General features: G+C 63.4%; 13 protein-coding genes. 11 read left to right on the top strand and 2 right to left on the bottom strand.

The window, feature by feature from the left end:
- Positions 1–34: 34 nt before the first annotated feature.
- From ACV7JO_RS01195 to ACV7JO_RS01205, 3 genes are read left to right on the top strand one after another with little or no spacing between them, the layout of a single operon-like run.
- Complete coding sequence (locus ACV7JO_RS01195) at positions 35–382, top strand: hypothetical protein (protein ID WP_470354515.1); 348 nt, start codon at positions 35–37, stop codon at positions 380–382.
- A complete protein-coding gene (locus ACV7JO_RS01200) occupies positions 379–846 on the top strand; it encodes a hypothetical protein (RefSeq protein ID WP_470354516.1) in 468 nt (155 codons plus the stop codon). The genes ACV7JO_RS01195 and ACV7JO_RS01200 overlap by 4 nt, the downstream gene beginning before the upstream one ends.
- Positions 843–1,154 carry a hypothetical protein gene (locus ACV7JO_RS01205; protein ID WP_470354517.1) on the top strand — a complete coding sequence of 104 codons (312 nt, stop codon included), beginning with the start codon at positions 843–845 and terminating at the stop codon, positions 1,152–1,154. The genes ACV7JO_RS01200 and ACV7JO_RS01205 overlap by 4 nt, the downstream gene beginning before the upstream one ends.
- Before the next feature lie 81 nt (positions 1,155–1,235).
- Here ACV7JO_RS01205 and ACV7JO_RS01210 read toward each other — a convergent pair whose 3' ends face one another.
- Complete coding sequence (locus ACV7JO_RS01210) at positions 1,236–1,742, bottom strand: hypothetical protein (RefSeq protein WP_470354518.1); 507 nt, start codon at positions 1,740–1,742, stop codon at positions 1,236–1,238.
- On the opposite strand from ACV7JO_RS01210, the gene ACV7JO_RS01215 reads away from it, so the two are divergent.
- The 7 genes from ACV7JO_RS01215 to ACV7JO_RS01245 all read left to right on the top strand — a co-directional run bounded on the left by ACV7JO_RS01215 (position 1,723) and on the right by ACV7JO_RS01245 (position 12,538).
- Positions 1,723–5,727, top strand: a complete 4,005-nt coding sequence (locus ACV7JO_RS01215; protein WP_470354519.1) for an RHS repeat domain-containing protein — start codon at positions 1,723–1,725, stop codon at positions 5,725–5,727. The two genes, ACV7JO_RS01210 and ACV7JO_RS01215, sit on opposite strands and share 20 nt — an antisense overlap.
- Positions 5,727–7,478, top strand: a complete 1,752-nt coding sequence (locus ACV7JO_RS01220) for a hypothetical protein (protein ID WP_470354520.1) — start codon at positions 5,727–5,729, stop codon at positions 7,476–7,478. The genes ACV7JO_RS01215 and ACV7JO_RS01220 overlap by 1 nt, the downstream gene beginning before the upstream one ends.
- Entirely contained in the window at positions 7,478–8,311 is an 834-nt protein-coding gene (locus tag ACV7JO_RS01225; RefSeq protein WP_470354521.1) for a hypothetical protein, read from the top strand. Before ACV7JO_RS01220 ends, ACV7JO_RS01225 begins: the two co-directional genes overlap by 1 nt.
- Positions 8,312–9,451 (top strand): ATP-binding protein, encoded by a 1,140-nt coding sequence (locus ACV7JO_RS01230; protein WP_470354522.1) that lies wholly within the window; start codon positions 8,312–8,314, stop codon positions 9,449–9,451. It begins immediately after the preceding gene.
- 292 nt (positions 9,452–9,743) lie between these two features.
- Positions 9,744–10,067, top strand: coding sequence for a hypothetical protein (locus ACV7JO_RS01235; RefSeq protein ID WP_470354523.1), 324 nt, complete (start codon positions 9,744–9,746; stop codon positions 10,065–10,067).
- Positions 10,064–11,887, top strand: a complete 1,824-nt coding sequence (locus tag ACV7JO_RS01240; protein ID WP_470354524.1) for an ATP-binding protein — start codon at positions 10,064–10,066, stop codon at positions 11,885–11,887. Before ACV7JO_RS01235 ends, ACV7JO_RS01240 begins: the two co-directional genes overlap by 4 nt.
- A 108-nt stretch (positions 11,888–11,995) precedes the next feature.
- Entirely contained in the window at positions 11,996–12,538 is a 543-nt protein-coding gene (locus ACV7JO_RS01245; RefSeq protein ID WP_470354525.1) for a hypothetical protein, read from the top strand.
- Here ACV7JO_RS01245 and ACV7JO_RS01250 read toward each other — a convergent pair.
- Positions 12,535–12,672 carry a hypothetical protein gene (locus tag ACV7JO_RS01250; protein WP_470354526.1) on the bottom strand — a complete coding sequence of 46 codons (138 nt, stop codon included), beginning with the start codon at positions 12,670–12,672 and terminating at the stop codon, positions 12,535–12,537. The genes ACV7JO_RS01245 and ACV7JO_RS01250 overlap by 4 nt on opposite strands.
- 326 nt (positions 12,673–12,998) lie before the next feature.
- On the opposite strand from ACV7JO_RS01250, the gene ACV7JO_RS01255 reads away from it, so the two are divergent.
- The gene (locus tag ACV7JO_RS01255; RefSeq protein ID WP_470354527.1) at positions 12,999–14,165 is read left to right on the top strand and encodes a hypothetical protein; all 1,167 of its coding nucleotides are present in this window, start codon (positions 12,999–13,001) and stop codon (positions 14,163–14,165) included.
- Positions 14,166–14,548: the final 383 nt, after the last annotated feature.

Below are 14,548 nucleotides of genomic sequence, written 5' to 3' on the forward strand. Positions count from 1 at the left end.
GAGCCGTCGGCGAGCGCCTCAGGAGGTGCCCGGCGTGAGTGACGGCTGGCAGACCTTCGCGGTGGACAAGAACACCGCAGTCGACTGGAAGACACTCGTGATGTCGTCGCTGGGGCTGCTCTCGACGGTCGCGGCATCGAACTTCGCCAGTATCGTCGACACAGCTCTCACGCTGTTCGCCGTCACTCCGCTGCAGAAAGCTGGGGAGTTCGTGCGAGCGGTGGTCGGCGGCCTGACGGGGACTCCGGGCGTCGTGTCGGATGCAGCGTTCGGGGAGACGAGTGCCGCTATCGGAGACCTCGGCATCGCGGCCTTCCCGGCCGCACTCGTGGTCGTCGTGGGTCTCGGGTTCGTCGTTGCGGAGGTGCGAGAGCGCCTATGAGTGCGAACGAGGGCTCGTTGATTCCGTCGACAAGCCCGTCGGATTGGGTCCGACAGCGCATCACGGAGTATCTCATCGGAGCCATCGCCGGCTTCGTCGGCGTTGTCGCCGGCGTCATTGACGACGGCTACGGTATCGTCGAGAACGGCGTATCGAGCGCAGGAACGTCGCTCGTGGACACGCTCGACCTCGTCGTTGACGGCGCGTGGATGGGCGTGGAGTTTTGGCAGGAGTGGCTCATCACGCTCGCAACCGAGTTCGGCCCAGCGGCTCCGTTCGTGCTGCTGGTGCTGTGGTCGCTGACGTTTGCGGCCGTGGTCCTCTTCCTCGTGGCGACCGGGCCAGCCCTCTCGGACGCACTCGGGTCCATCCCGGTTATCGGCTCGCTGGCGGACGCACTTGTGACGTGGGTCATCGAGTGGCTGTACCGCCTCGCCGACTTCGTGCGGGGTGAGAGCGCGTGAGCGTCCGTTCATCACTCAACGCCGTTGCTGCCCACCCCGCGGCGAAGGCGACCGGCATCTCGGCGCTCGTCGGCGTCGTGCTGAAGCTGCCCGTCGTCGTCGCTGTCGCGGGGACCCTCTGGAGCCAGCTCGGGACGATATTCACGGCCGTCTCGGTGGCTGGCTTCTCCATCGCTCCGAAGGTCGGGTTCATCCCGACCGGCATCGCGCAGAACACGGCACTGGTCGTCGGCGGGCTGTTCGTCGTGAAACTGCTCGTCGTGAAGGTCCTGCACAGCCTCTACAAGCAAATCAACGATTCGACATAGGAAATCCAACAGTATGAGACACAACACGCACGCACAGACGCAGTACCGCACGCCGGCGACGGGAGGTGACGGCTCGTGGCGCTAGAGATGCTGACCGGACTGCTGTCCGTGTCGGTTCTCACCACGCTCCTCGGGCTGGCTGGCGTTGGCGCGCTCGCGCTCTGGACGTTCGAAGAGCGCGAGGAGGCCGATGATCGGGTTGACCTCGTCGAGCGGGTCGGCGAGCGAGCGCGGACGACCACCGGTGGCATCGCCGGCGCGTTCGGGTCGCTGGCGGTCATCGTCACGTCCATCATGGTTACCATCGGCCGCGAACTGGCGATGACCGGTGCCGAAATCGCCCCGCTGATCAAGGCTGCGCCAGCGCTGACTGGGGAACTCCTCCTCGGGATACTGGCGTACTTCCAGATAACCGGCTACATACCGCTTGAGCCGTGGCAACTGGGCCTCATCGTCATCGCGGTCGTGCTGGTGACGCTTGTTGCCCGCTACGGAACCGCCGGCTCGACTACGACCCGCTCGCGGGGGCCTGACCCCAGCCCGTCGGGCACTTCGATATTTCAGTACGATGAACCACAGGATACTCACAGCGCTACTGGTCGCGCTGGCCGTGCTCTCGGGGATTCCCACCGGCACCGTCAGCGCACAAACGGACGCCGGTCCCGCCGGGATGGCCGCCGTTCCCGACAGCAACATCGCGGTCGATGTGCCCGAGGGAGAGGCACCAGCCATCCCCGCCGAATCGCTCCGCGGCAACGTCTACGCCGCCAGCAACGCCTCGACGACGGGCGTGACAGTCACGACGCCGGACAGAGCGGAAACGCTGGTCGAGTCGGACAGCAACATCATCGGCGCGGGTGACCTCGCGCTCATCCTGTCCGACGATAGGCACCACGCTGGCCGACGGGTCGCTCTCCCCGCGGGCGCGGTACAGGACGCGCTGGGCTACACGCCTGAGCAGGTCCGTGGCGTCCACTCCAGTGGGTCGACGTGGACGCGGGACGTGACCTACGAGAACGGCTATCTGGTCTTCGAAGTGCCGGAATTCTCGGAGAACGGCGTGACCTTCACCGGCGAGGTCCAGATAACTGCGTCGCCGGCGACGGACAATTTCAGAGCAGCCTACAGCGTCGGCGACACGGACGCGGTCGCGGAGTACCAAATCGAGACGACCGGCGTACTGAACACGCAGACCGACACAGAAAGTGCCGGAGCGCTGGCGAACGGCGACACGCTGCCGCTATCGGTGGCAGGGAACCTCGTCCCGACCGGTCCGTCACCCAGCGACGAGCCGGAGATCGTCTTCGAGGGGCAGACCAAGACCGTACCGTGGTCCGCGAGCGCGACGGGACATAACCACGGGACGGCCATGTCGGTTACTGTCCCGGGCAACGTCGACCCAGTCAACGAATCGGTCACGTTTTCCGGCGTCGAAGAAACGACTGGAGCGACCTACACTGGGTCGAACCTCGCCGACGGCGAGTCCTTCGACTACGATGTCGACGGGAACGTCCCAGCTTCTGGGGCCGAGGTGACGTTCTCCGGCGAGTCGACGACGACCTCGCGGACCGTGTCGGCGACAGTCCCATCGTCGGGCGAGACTATTGATTACGACGCTGCTGGGAACCGCCCGCCGACGAACGGACAGGTAACCTTCTCCGGTATGGTCTATCACTCACAGGATGACCAGTCGTGGTCGGGCGTCTCGGGCGGCGACTCTCTCTCGATTCAGAACGGCGGCAACATCGACCCGACCGGCCCCGCGAACGGGGACCCGGAGGTCACGGTAACCGCGCAGACCTCGAACGTCAGCCAGTTCGGTACAAATGACGATACGGACAAGCTTTTCCGAGATAGCGGTGATGGGACCGAGTTTGAGATTCGGGACCCGCCGTCGACGATAACTCATGTCCGAACTTACGTCGAGGGGCCATACCCCGACGATGCATCGGACATTGATGTCTATCTGATTAGTGAGGGTGCTGATAAAACCCATGCTGAAGGAACTCACGTTGGGACGATTAACCCCGACCCTGAGGTTGGTTGGCAAACATTCGAGATATCTCCATACCAGCCCTCTGGAAGTACCGCTACTGTTGCTTTCGTGTCTGACAGCTCCAGTGACTTTGGATACGTCAGCACGCGGATGGACACGGGATTCGACGATATCCGGTATGCGAAGCGGTCGCAATACTCCAGAACAGCTGCCGGCTGGGTCGAACTCGTCTCCCAACCGGACTCGCTGACGGTCTCTTCGTCAACGGACTCGACGACGGTCACAGGCCTGTCAGACGGAAACTCGCACTCGGCAGGCCTCTCGATACCGGCTGGCGACTCGTCGCTGTCGACCTCTGGAGCCGGGACGTTCGATGTCTCGCTCACTAAGACTGACCGGGTCGCAACCGAGGACCCGAGCATCGATGTGGACGGCGATGGGTCGACCGACGCCTCTTACAACGGGATACTACGAGACGGCGAGACAGCGACGCAGTCCGTCGACGTGCCGCTGGGCAGTACCACAGCAACAGCGACGACCTCGCGGCACAAGGTCGACCTTGACCTCTCGTTCGACGAGCGCACAGCAACGGAGGACCCGGCCGTCGACATAGATGGCGACGGGTCGACGGACGCCTCTTACGACGGCGTCCTCACGTCCGGGCAGACCCACACGGCGACCGTCGGCACTCTCGCTCCCGGGTCGCACACGGCGACAGTCGCCGTCAGCGGTGAGCCCGTCGACCTCGACATCTCGATGACTGAGCGGACGGCAACGGAGGACCCGGCGCTTGACGTGGACGGCGACGGAACGAACGAGGTCGCACACGCGGGCATTATCCCGGAGGGAGAGTCGGTCACTGTTGACGCGGAGGCGCTGACGAAGGGCGACAACACCCTCACGACCTCACTAACTTCGGGGACCGTCGACTACTCCGTGTCGGCGGATGGTACCTATCACACTGAGGACCCGGCCGTCGACGTAGATGGGGACGGGACAACTGAGGCCGGCTACACCGGTGTTCTCGCGCCCGGCGAGACGACGACCGCGGAGCTCCCGAGTCTCGACCGACAGACCGACGGCGTCACCATTTCGACGAACGCTGACACAGTCACGACCGCGCGGGTTACCTACACCGAGCGCACCGAGACCGAAGACATCGAGTTGTTCGTCAACGGGAACCGGACAGCATCTCTTGGACGACTCGGCGACGGTGAGACGGTCTCGCTCGGGACCGACGCGGCGTGGGTCCGCGAAGGCGAGAACAATGTGACACTCCGGCTCGCCCAGCAGCCTGCGGACGCGCCGGCGACGCAGGCCGAACTGACCTATCGTCACGAAGTGCAGGACCAGCAGGTAGTCACGTACACCGCCGAACAGCTCACGTCCCGCTACAACGTCTCGAAGTCTTTCGCCGGCGACCGACCGTCGGCGAACCTGACGATTCCGTTCGAGCGCAACGTCTTCGAGGTTCGTGACCTCGAACAGCGGACCAACGGCGGCGCGTGGTCCGATGTCGCCCCGTCGAAGTACGGTCTCGACAACACCACGTTGACCGTCGAACTCGGCGCGGTCGACGCTGGCGACTCCGTCGCGGTGCGGGCGAACGCGTCGATGGCGCGCGTCAACAACGGTTCGGTGGCGGTCGTCGAGCCGAGCGTCCGCTCGTCGACGCTGGACTCGCGTGTCCGCCTCACCGACTGGGCAGGCGATTCGTACATCCGAGTCCCGCGGGGGGCAGAGCGAATCCATTACGCCTACGATGAGCCGTGGCCCGGCGAAGACGGCGAACACGCCGAAGTACAGGCCAACGGGACGCAGCGTCTCTATCTACCACCCGACGATGCAGGCTACGAGTTCCAACTCTCGACCGTGCCGGTGGTCGCTACACCAATCAACGGTGAGGTGCTTGTCTCCGTACCTGACGCACCTGATGGGTCTGAGCCGACAATCGAGATCGCTCCCGGCGACTCTATCGGCGACGAGGTCGAGTTCACGTATCTCGACGCCGATACGGACCAGAAGTACGTCCTCTACTCCAAGACCAGCGAGGTCGTCCGCGATTCGGGGACGGCGAACAGCCCAGTCACACTCACGGACGACGACAACGACGAGACGCTGCAGTTCCGAGAGGAGAACACGTCAGCGTCGTCGTCCGGTGGCGCAGGCGGGTTCCCGCAAATCTCGATGGGGCCGGCAGCCGCGCCCGATGAGGGGATACCGGTCCCGCTCGTCGTCGGCGTCGTACTCCTGCTGGCACTGGCGGTTCTCGTGCGCCGCTTCGAGTTCATCACGCTGCCGTCGGGTGTCCCGACGGGGACGCTACCCGGGGTGGCTGTGGCGCTTATCATCCTCTATATCGTCGACTGGGCGAGTGGGCACGTGTTGTCGCAGTCGCTCGGGGCGGGCGTCCAGCAGATTGCACCGCTCGCGGGCCTCGTCGGTGTGGGTCTGCTGGCGTACTACCTCTACAAGACCTACATCAAGGGACAGGGGCCGCGCCCCATCCAGATCGTCGCTGCGGGGGCGAATCGCGTCCGGAGTGGTGCAGGCCGCCTTCGGGGAGGGAACAACTGATGACGGCCCGACTCGCCACGTGGGTCGTTGCGGCGTTGCTCGTCGCCAGTATCCTCGCAGTGCCGATGGCTGCCGGTCAACAAGCCGACGAGTCGGGGCAGAACTGGACCCTGAGCGACCTCCAAAAGCAGGGTGAGGTGACGGACACGCGCTACCCCTCGCTCCGGGTTGCCGGAGAGATGGAAGCGCTTTGGTTGGTCCGCTATCCGCCGCGTGGGACTGGTACCTACGGCTCCCGCGGTGCGCAGGAGTTCATCACTCCGACGACGACCGTGCAGCGCAACCGGGTCCGTCTGTACGGGTCGTTCCCGTTCGACGGCCAGAACCGGACATACAGTCTCACGAAGGTCTACTGGCACCCCGACAGTCGGCAGGTCGAGACGGACAACGGGACGGTCATCACGCAACGATACGCGAACGTCACGGCGGTCGGCCAGCAGGAGGTGACGTTCCAGTCGGGGATGCGCCGACATAGCGAAATCCCGCTGCGGGGCCACTACGACGATGCCGAACGGGTGACCATGCTGTTGGACATCGGCAGCCAGACGCTCCGCTGGACGTTCGCACACAAGTCTATCCCGACAGCGCAGGCTGCCCCAGACATCAGCAGCCGCGGCGACCTGAACGAGTACATCCTCATCTGGGTCGTACTGCCGACGCTGGTACTCTCAGGCTTGTCCTACAACTACGTCCCGAAGTTCCGCCGCAAGGCACTCGCAGGCACTGGTCGAGGCGCTGGGACGTGGATAGCGCTGGGGTTCGTCGCCGCGGTGGGGGCGTACTTCACGGGCTACTACGCGCTGGCTTCGCTGACCGCTCACTTCCCGGTTGTGTTCTCGCTGTTTATCGCCTACGTCGTCGCCGTGATGCAGCTCGAAGACGACGAGGACGCCGTCGAGACGTGGGGCTTCATCCGGATGGACCCGGAGACCGCGACCAGCCCGCTCGACGACAAGAGCGAGATACTGGATTCGGGGGATATCGAAATCGAAGGCTACGATGTGGTCTTCGACGAGGACGGCGAGCCGGTGCTGTACTCAACCGGACTCCTGTCGATGTGGGCGCGGTACAAGGGGTGTTACGCCCGGCTGAACATCGACAACCGAGAGGCGGAATGGAACTGCATCGGCGACTACGACAAGGTCATCGTCGTCGACCAAGACGCGCCGGCGCTGGTTGAACACCTCCCGTCGCGGGTCATCTTCGCGTGGCCGTGGCGGACTTACCAGCCACCGCGTGACGATGCGGGCAACCTGCTGGATGACGACCTCGACCCCGGGAAGTTCCGCGTGCTGCCGGGAGAGATGGGGACAGAGCAGTACGTCCAACTCGCGGCGATGGTCGGCGTACCGGCGATAGCGTCGGTTGCCGCTGCTGATTTCGTCGGCGCGTGGCAGTGGGGGCCACTGGCCTGCCTCCCGTTCGTGCTGACGTTCGCCGAACCCATCGAGGGGAAAGCCCAGTCGTGGGTCGCGCCCGGACAGGCGCGTAAAGCGTGGGTGACTGCATGGTACACGGACCTGAACGTCCGCCGATTCGGCACTATCGACGAGGTGCTGCGGAAGCTCATCGAGAGCGAGAATAAGCAGTACAACGTCGAGGAGTGGATGCAGAACCTCCGCGAGGAGGGAGTCATCAACGAAGCCCACAATCGGGAGAGCAAACCCTTCGACACTGTCCTCTCGGATGACGACCCAGCGGTCGACCGTAACGACCGAGGAGAGGCCGCGTCTGCGGGTGGTGACGACTGATGGCATCGGAGTCTGGCCGGTCGTCGCTGGACGACCTCCTCGATGACGCGCGTGACCGCATCGAGGACCCGGACGCAGATACCGAGGTGTCGGCGGTCACTCCGGCACTGGACAAATTGAACGAGGACCAGCGACAGTGGCTCCAGCGCTGGACTGTCGAGGGGTACACCGACCGACGCGACCTCATCCTCTCGCTCCATCAGATGCAGTTCTGGTCTCTCGGACGTGTCCCTGACGGCTGGTTCGTCGAGGTTTGTTCGAAGCCGGTCCCGCTGTCGGTCCTCATCACGACGGCGAACCGGCGTGAGTGGAGCGAGGACCCAGTCGACCAGCACACCGCGGAGACAGAGCGGCGGCAACTCGCGGCGAAGTACGTCCGGCCGGCGTTTCGGGCCGCTTATCGAACGCTCCGGAAGAACGTCCAGCAATACACGAACGAGCACGAGCGCGTCGAGGACGCGACTGAGACTCAGTACTTCGCGATGCGGCCGGCGCTGGACGACCTTTACAGCAAACAGAGCGACCTCCTTCTCTCGCTGCTGGACGGGTTCGAGGACATGACTGTCGTCGACGACTGGCTCTCTCGGCTGGACAACGGGACGCTCGGCGAGTTACACAAGGTCGAACCGGATTTCGACTGGAAGATTCACGACAGCCCAGCGGCACAGCGCGTCCTCACGGAAGACGACGCGAAGTACAGCCGCGAGCGGGAGCTGTGGGCCGCGACGTACCTCCTCCCCTCGTACAACCGCGCGGTCGAACGATGGACCGACGAGGCTGACGAACATCGCGAGGACGCTGACAGCGGCGACTACGGAACGAGGACGATGTAAATGTCTGTTCACGACCCACAACAACTCGGATTCGAGGCACCGCACTACGGAAGCGCACAGTGGACGGGTGATGACCGCCGTCACTCGGACGGCCGCCACCTCCGCCGACTCCACGGGATGCCGCAGTTCGACCCTGACCAGTTCGACGCTGAAGGGCTCGTCCCGGCGTTCTGGGACCACACGTGGGACGGCGGCCGGACCCAACCCAGTGGCGGCGTCGAGTGGTTCGCCACCGGTCCGCCAAACAGCGGGAAGACGACGCTCGCACTCCGAGCGGCGCAAATCGACATGGAGGTCAATAACTCCCGCGTCGTGTGGCGCGCGGCCACAGGGTCGCGCTCGGAGTGGCTCCCGTTCGCGCCGGTCGCGCACGTCTGTCTCCCGAAGGGATACGACGCTACCGCGTACGTCGTCGAGAAGGGCGGGAACCGCAACTCGATGGGGAAAGAGGTGCCGCTGGAGGATGTCGTCCGGACGGTCACGCACTACTCTGACGTGATGGACTTGAACCTGAACGTCCTGCAGGACGGCGTGTTCCACGTCGTCTACCCGGACCCCGAGATGCGGGGCTGTCAGTGGGTCTACGAGGAGTCGGACAAGGTCGTCGACGGCGTCGAGTTCCAACACGGCGACCCGGTCGACCACTGGTGGTTCGGTTGGGCGCTATCGCTCGTCGAACGTGGCCCGTTCGACTGGACGACGTGGGTCTGCGACGAGGTCGCCAGCCTCGCCCGTGAGGGCGTCTCGAAAGACCAGTACGCGACCCTCCAGAAAGTCCAACTCGCCGGGACGGCCGTCGAGGACTTCCGGAAGAACGGCATCATCGGCCTGTTCTTCGGCCACAAGGACAAGCACCTGCACAACCTCTGGACCGACCGGATTCGCTGGCGCGTGGCGATGAACGGTACCGCTAACCCGCACGGCGGCGCAGCACCGAAGGGCTTCGAGTCGGTACCGATGGAGGACGACATCGCGTCCCAGCTCGACACCGGCGAGGCAGTCCTCTACACCGAGCAGGAGTTCACTTGGCCTCCCATCTCGTGGCCGAAAATCTCGAAGCCCATCCATGGCGACCTGAAGGTCTATCTGTCGGAAGCTGACGCTGAGGCGACTGTTGCCACAGGAGGTGCGTCGGCGTGACCGAGCCGGCGGCCCACCCCACCGGTCCGACTGGGGCTTCGTCGACGTCAACGACTCACCGAAACGTCTCAGATTTCGATGACGAGTCCATGGGGCGGAACCGTCGGAGATGGGTCCCCGCGCCGGTTTCGCCGCCGCGGCCGAGACTATTCGCGCGCGCGGAACTCCTGACTGGACGGGAGTACCCCCCCGTGTGGGCGAGCGCATTATGTGACGCGCGACTGCGCGGCTGGCCGGTCGCAGGAAAACCTCACGAATCTGGGACCTCTCGACGAGTCGGAGGTGCGGCGCGATGCTCGTGACACCGGTCGACCTGCTTCGGATGGGCGTCGAGTTCTTCGCGGACCAGTTCGGGCTGGCGACGCTCGGCATCGGTGTCGGGACGCTGATGACGGCCGGCCTGTGGCTCTGGTGGGGATTCAAGCTCAAGACCGTCCTCGGCGTGGCGGTTGCCGTCGGGCAGACGACTGCCCGGCACGGGCTGGTATCGCTCTGTCTCTCGGCAGTCCTGCTGGGTGCGTTACTCTGGACCGGCATCATCCCGGGAGTCGACCAACAGGCAGCGATGACCGCCCTCGACGGACTCGCCGACGCTATCGCGGGGGTGGTCGGGTGACAACCTCCACGCCCGGCATCGACCATCACAACACCGAGGTCTACGATGTCGGGGACCATTACGCTGACACGGTCGGCGAGACTATCGCCGTCCGCGGACAGATTCGGCAGCGTTCCTCGGTGGACCCCAAGCTCGACGAGGCAGCCTTCGAATGTCACCGCTGTGGAACGCTCCACCGGATACCACAGGACTACGGGATAATCCGGGAGCCAACCGTCTGCGAGGGATGTGAGAAGCGCGGCCCGTGGAAACTCGTCAATCGGCTCTGTGAGTACGTCGACTATCAAGCGCTCCGGCTGCAGCCGCTCCCAGAGCAGGTTGAGGAGGGGACCGAAACTATCGATGCCCACCTCACCCGAGCGCTGGCTCGCCGTGGCGTCGAGTCCGGAGAGGTCGTCACAGTTGTCGCCGAGTACAAAGCGATTCACCCCGACGGGTCGACAGTCGGGACGAAGATACTCGACGCCGAGAACATCGTTGTCGAGGAATCGGCCAGACAGGAGGCGAACCGACAGGAACATCGGGACGTTATCGACGACCTCGCCAACATCCACGACCCGATGGACATTCTCGTCGAGTCCGTCGCGCCCAACCACCACGGCGATTCCCACATCAAGGAAAGCCTCATCCTGCAGTTGGTTCGTGGCAATTCCCCGGACGCCGACGGGACGAACCACCGCGGACTCGTCCACCAACTCCAACTGGGCGACCCCGGAACTGGCAAGACGGACTTCGGAGAGGCACTGACGGCGCTCAGCCCACGCGCTCAGAAGACCTCGGGCAACGAAGGCACCAGCGCGGCCGGACTCACCGCCGCGATGACCAAAGACGGCTTCGCCGACCGAGACCTCACGGTCACCGCTGGTGCTATCCCGAAGTGCTCGGGTGGCGCGGTGTTCGTCGACGAACTCGACAGTGCTGGGGACGCCGAACAGAACGCCGTGCTGGAGGCGATGGAATCGGGGAAGGTGACCGTCGAGAAGGCCGGCGAGCGTGCCGTCCTGAACGCCGAGACCGCGATGCTGATGGCTGCCAACCCGGCGGACGGCCACTTCCGCGATAACGACCCGCCTATTCGGCAGACGAATATCATCTCGCCGCTGCTGGACCGGTTCGACCTCATCTGGGTCCTTCGGGAGCGAACCGACCGCGGCGAAATCGACGACCTCGCTGGTCACATCATCGACGGGCGCGACGTGGCGACTCGGCGAGAGCGTGGCGAGCGCGTGCCCGAGAGCCTCCGCGACGAGGTGGACGGTGACCTCGATATGGGTGCGCTTCGGGCGTACCTGCAGGCGTGTCGTGACCTCTCACCCACGTTCGCGGACGATACGGTGAAAGACGCGCTCCGGGAGTGGTACGTTGAGGTGAAGACTCGACTCGTCTCTCGGGAGCGAGAACACGACCGCGTCATCCCGATAACGCCACGGTCGTTGCTGGACCTCATCCGGCTGGCGGAGGCGTCGGCGAAGGCGCGCCACTCCGAGACGGTCGAGATGGTCGACGTAGAGCGGGCGACCCGGCTCAAGAGCCGGTCGATGCGCGAACTCGGTCTGGAAACCGGCCCGGACGTGGAGGTCGAAACCGGTGAGGACGGTGGGCTGGTCGTCGCATCCGATGCGCCGACGGCGGTCGTCACCGAGGTCGTCGAGGAGCTGAAGCTGAGCGGTCCGTCCTACGGGGCCGACCGCGACGCGGTGATCGAGACCGTCGTCGACGAAACTGACGACCTGACCGAGAGCGACGCCGCGACCCTCGTCGAGGAGATGTTGGCCGCCGAGACTATCGACGAGACGCCTGACGGGAGGCTGGTCGCGTGAGTCGACCCGAGGCGGCGCTCGTCGCGTGCGTGCGCTGTGCGGCAGAACCGGAAACGGGCTGGTGTCCGGCATGCGGACGGCAGCGTGACATTACTGGTGGAACTTAAAATGGAATCACTACCTCGACTCGTTTCGGCAGTCGTACAGACCACTGCAGACGCAACAGGCGTCGAGGATGGCGTCGTGGCGGCCGCCGGTCTGCTGACTGGCTTGCTGGTGCTGGTCCTGTTCGCCATTCAGTCAGCCACCGAGCGGAATATCTGGGATTTTCTGGCCCGCGTTGACGGTATCGGACTCATCGCCATCGGAACTTCGGCGACGGTACTGGTCACGCTCGCGGAGCCGGAGTTCGGCCTTCTCCGAGTCTACGGGGCGCTGTTCGCCGGAGCACTGGTTCTGTTGGTGGCGTGGCGCTCTGACGACATCGACACGCTTCCGGAGTATGTGTGGTGGTTTAGCATCGGCGGGGCGCTTCGGCTGATTCTCATCGGTTCGATGATGACGACGGGTCTCGCGCTGTGGTGGAAGGGGCCGACGAAAATCGCGGCCGTGGACTACCTCGCTGGGTTCCCGATTGCGGGGATTGTGATGCTTCTCACAGTCGCGTTGTTCTCCAAAGACTACGTCAAGAATCCGTTCACCGAGGATTAGCGTTCGATGAGTTCGCCCTTCTTGATGAGTTTCGGGATGCTGTATCCGTCACGGTGGTGTTTGACCAGAATCCCGATATGGATGAGGACGCCCAACCCGATACCGAACAGGGCGGTCGCGAGTTCGAACGTCATACTCAACCCCATATCCGGGTATAGAATGGCTGCAAAGAAAGGATTTGGGGTGGTTGAGGTGCGTAGTCCCCTATCAGTTGTTGGATGCTGTCTCAGGGACACTGCCTCTCACACTCAAGAGCTACACACGACCGACCTGTTTCCTGCTGCCGTTCGTCACTGAGAGTGTTTCCCGAAACTACTTATCCCGTCGATAGAACTAGCACCTGTCTGATATGTTACCGCGGAGGTACACAGCACTAAGCATTGTCGTACTCATCGTTATCCTCGGAGGGTGTCAGGGCCTCATGGACTCTGGCCCGTCTGTATCCGACACTCGCGTCGAGATGGTCGACGACTCACCGGCGGTCGTGTTCAATTACTCCGTTTCGGACTTCTCGACAGTTCTGTTGCAGGGGCCGTCCGGCGAGGTAATCAACGAGGGGACTATCGAGCCGAACCAGACACAAGGCGCGCTGTACATGGGTGAACCACGCGGCGGCAACTACACGCTCATTGTCCAACAGGGTGGTGAGACACAGGTACAGGAACGCCTCTCCTTTGAGGGGCCGAAAGTCGAGATCGTCGGTGCGACCGAAACGTGGAGCGGTACTGAGCTCAGTAGTGTCGTCGTCGAAGTTCAGAACACTGGAGATCTCCCTGCCCGGACACGGGTATCTTCGGTAGAATTCAACGGCACCGAGACTGATGCTGGAGTCGGCCAGTGGGTGCGTGCTGGGGAAACTGTTGAGCTACAGTATGAGGTCAGTGGTTTCAACGCTCCGACTGTCTCCAAACCCGGCCAGTACACGGGCCATGTCACCATCTCATCGGCTGAGACCACGCAGGCAGCGCAGTTCTCGGAAATGTTTGCGACACCACAGCCGACTGTCGAATCTATCAGCCCAACGTGGGATGGACCAGCCCTACAAACCGTCACAGCGACAGTCAGTAACGACGCGAGGCTATCCGCTGATGCTGGACTCACGATATTCGTAAACGGCACCGAAGTCGGTAGTTCGGGTATCACGTCTCCGCCGGGAGAAAGCACTCACGAGCTTACTGGGCCGCTGTTCTCGCCGATGTACACTGCGACCACTGGCGGCGAAAAGGAAGTCCGGGTTCAGGTGAGTCGGCCGGGCCACGAGGACACTCGAAGCGTCACGAAGTCTTTTGAAGGCGCGAAGATTTCGATATCGAACGTTGAACCGGGATGGGACCGAGCCTATACTGACGCCGATGTCGACCTCGCTGGTGTCGACTTTGACGCTGAGAACACCGGCGACATACCGTTCACGTACGATGCCGTCCGCTTCGAAATCGATGGCCGTTCACGTACAGCTGCACCGTACGCTCCAATCACCATCTCGCCCGGGAACACGGACCAGTCCAACTGGTTTATCGACGAGGATATCCCGCTGGATGACGGCAGCTATAACCTCCACATCGAAATGTTACGGAACGGAACGGTTGAAGCAGAAACGACTCACAGTGTGGATACAGACGGTGCCTGAATCAGTCGGGCAGTAGGTCAAAGTCGTCCAAATCTGAGTCTGCTTCTCCAGTATTCTTACGCGATAGCTGGTTTGGGGCTTCTGTGGGTGGTATTCTCAGGAGATTCGATACGGACTGAGTAAAAACTCAATCAAATGGATGAAACAATCTGAACTCGCCGTGTTCTCGGTACTGGTAAAGTAGCCCGATTACAGTCCCGACAATAAGGACCGCAACCCACGTTTGGCGAGGGGTGAGTTCAATCATCGTCCTGTTTGGGGATTGACTGTGAAACAACTTAGACGTTCCCCGCTACCGACCACCGGTTCCGCTGGTATCGCGGTGCGGGTGCGGTAGTATTGCGGTTTTGCGGTGCGGGGCCAGCCCGACCGAAGGGAGGGGT

The organism is Haloarcula sp. MBLA0138, assembly GCF_055632455.1.

Bases quoted from the DNA above. Each gene is read 5' to 3' on its own strand.
- ACV7JO_RS01235 (WP_470354523.1), top strand. From the start codon at position 9,744: ATGCTCGTGACACCGGTCGACCTGCTTCGGATGGGCGTCGAGTTCTTC.
- ACV7JO_RS01230 (WP_470354522.1), top strand. From the start codon at position 8,312: ATGTCTGTTCACGACCCACAACAACTCGGATTCGAGGCACCGCACTAC.
- ACV7JO_RS01215 (WP_470354519.1), top strand. From the start codon at position 1,723: ATGAACCACAGGATACTCACAGCGCTACTGGTCGCGCTGGCCGTGCTC.
- ACV7JO_RS01225 (WP_470354521.1), top strand. From the start codon at position 7,478: ATGGCATCGGAGTCTGGCCGGTCGTCGCTGGACGACCTCCTCGATGAC.
- ACV7JO_RS01255 (WP_470354527.1), top strand. From the start codon at position 12,999: ATGGTCGACGACTCACCGGCGGTCGTGTTCAATTACTCCGTTTCGGAC.
- ACV7JO_RS01220 (WP_470354520.1), top strand. From the start codon at position 5,727: ATGACGGCCCGACTCGCCACGTGGGTCGTTGCGGCGTTGCTCGTCGCC.
- ACV7JO_RS01245 (WP_470354525.1), top strand. From the start codon at position 11,996: ATGGAATCACTACCTCGACTCGTTTCGGCAGTCGTACAGACCACTGCA.
- ACV7JO_RS01200 (WP_470354516.1), top strand. From the start codon at position 379: ATGAGTGCGAACGAGGGCTCGTTGATTCCGTCGACAAGCCCGTCGGAT.
- ACV7JO_RS01250 (WP_470354526.1), bottom strand. From the start codon at position 12,672: ATGACGTTCGAACTCGCGACCGCCCTGTTCGGTATCGGGTTGGGCGTC.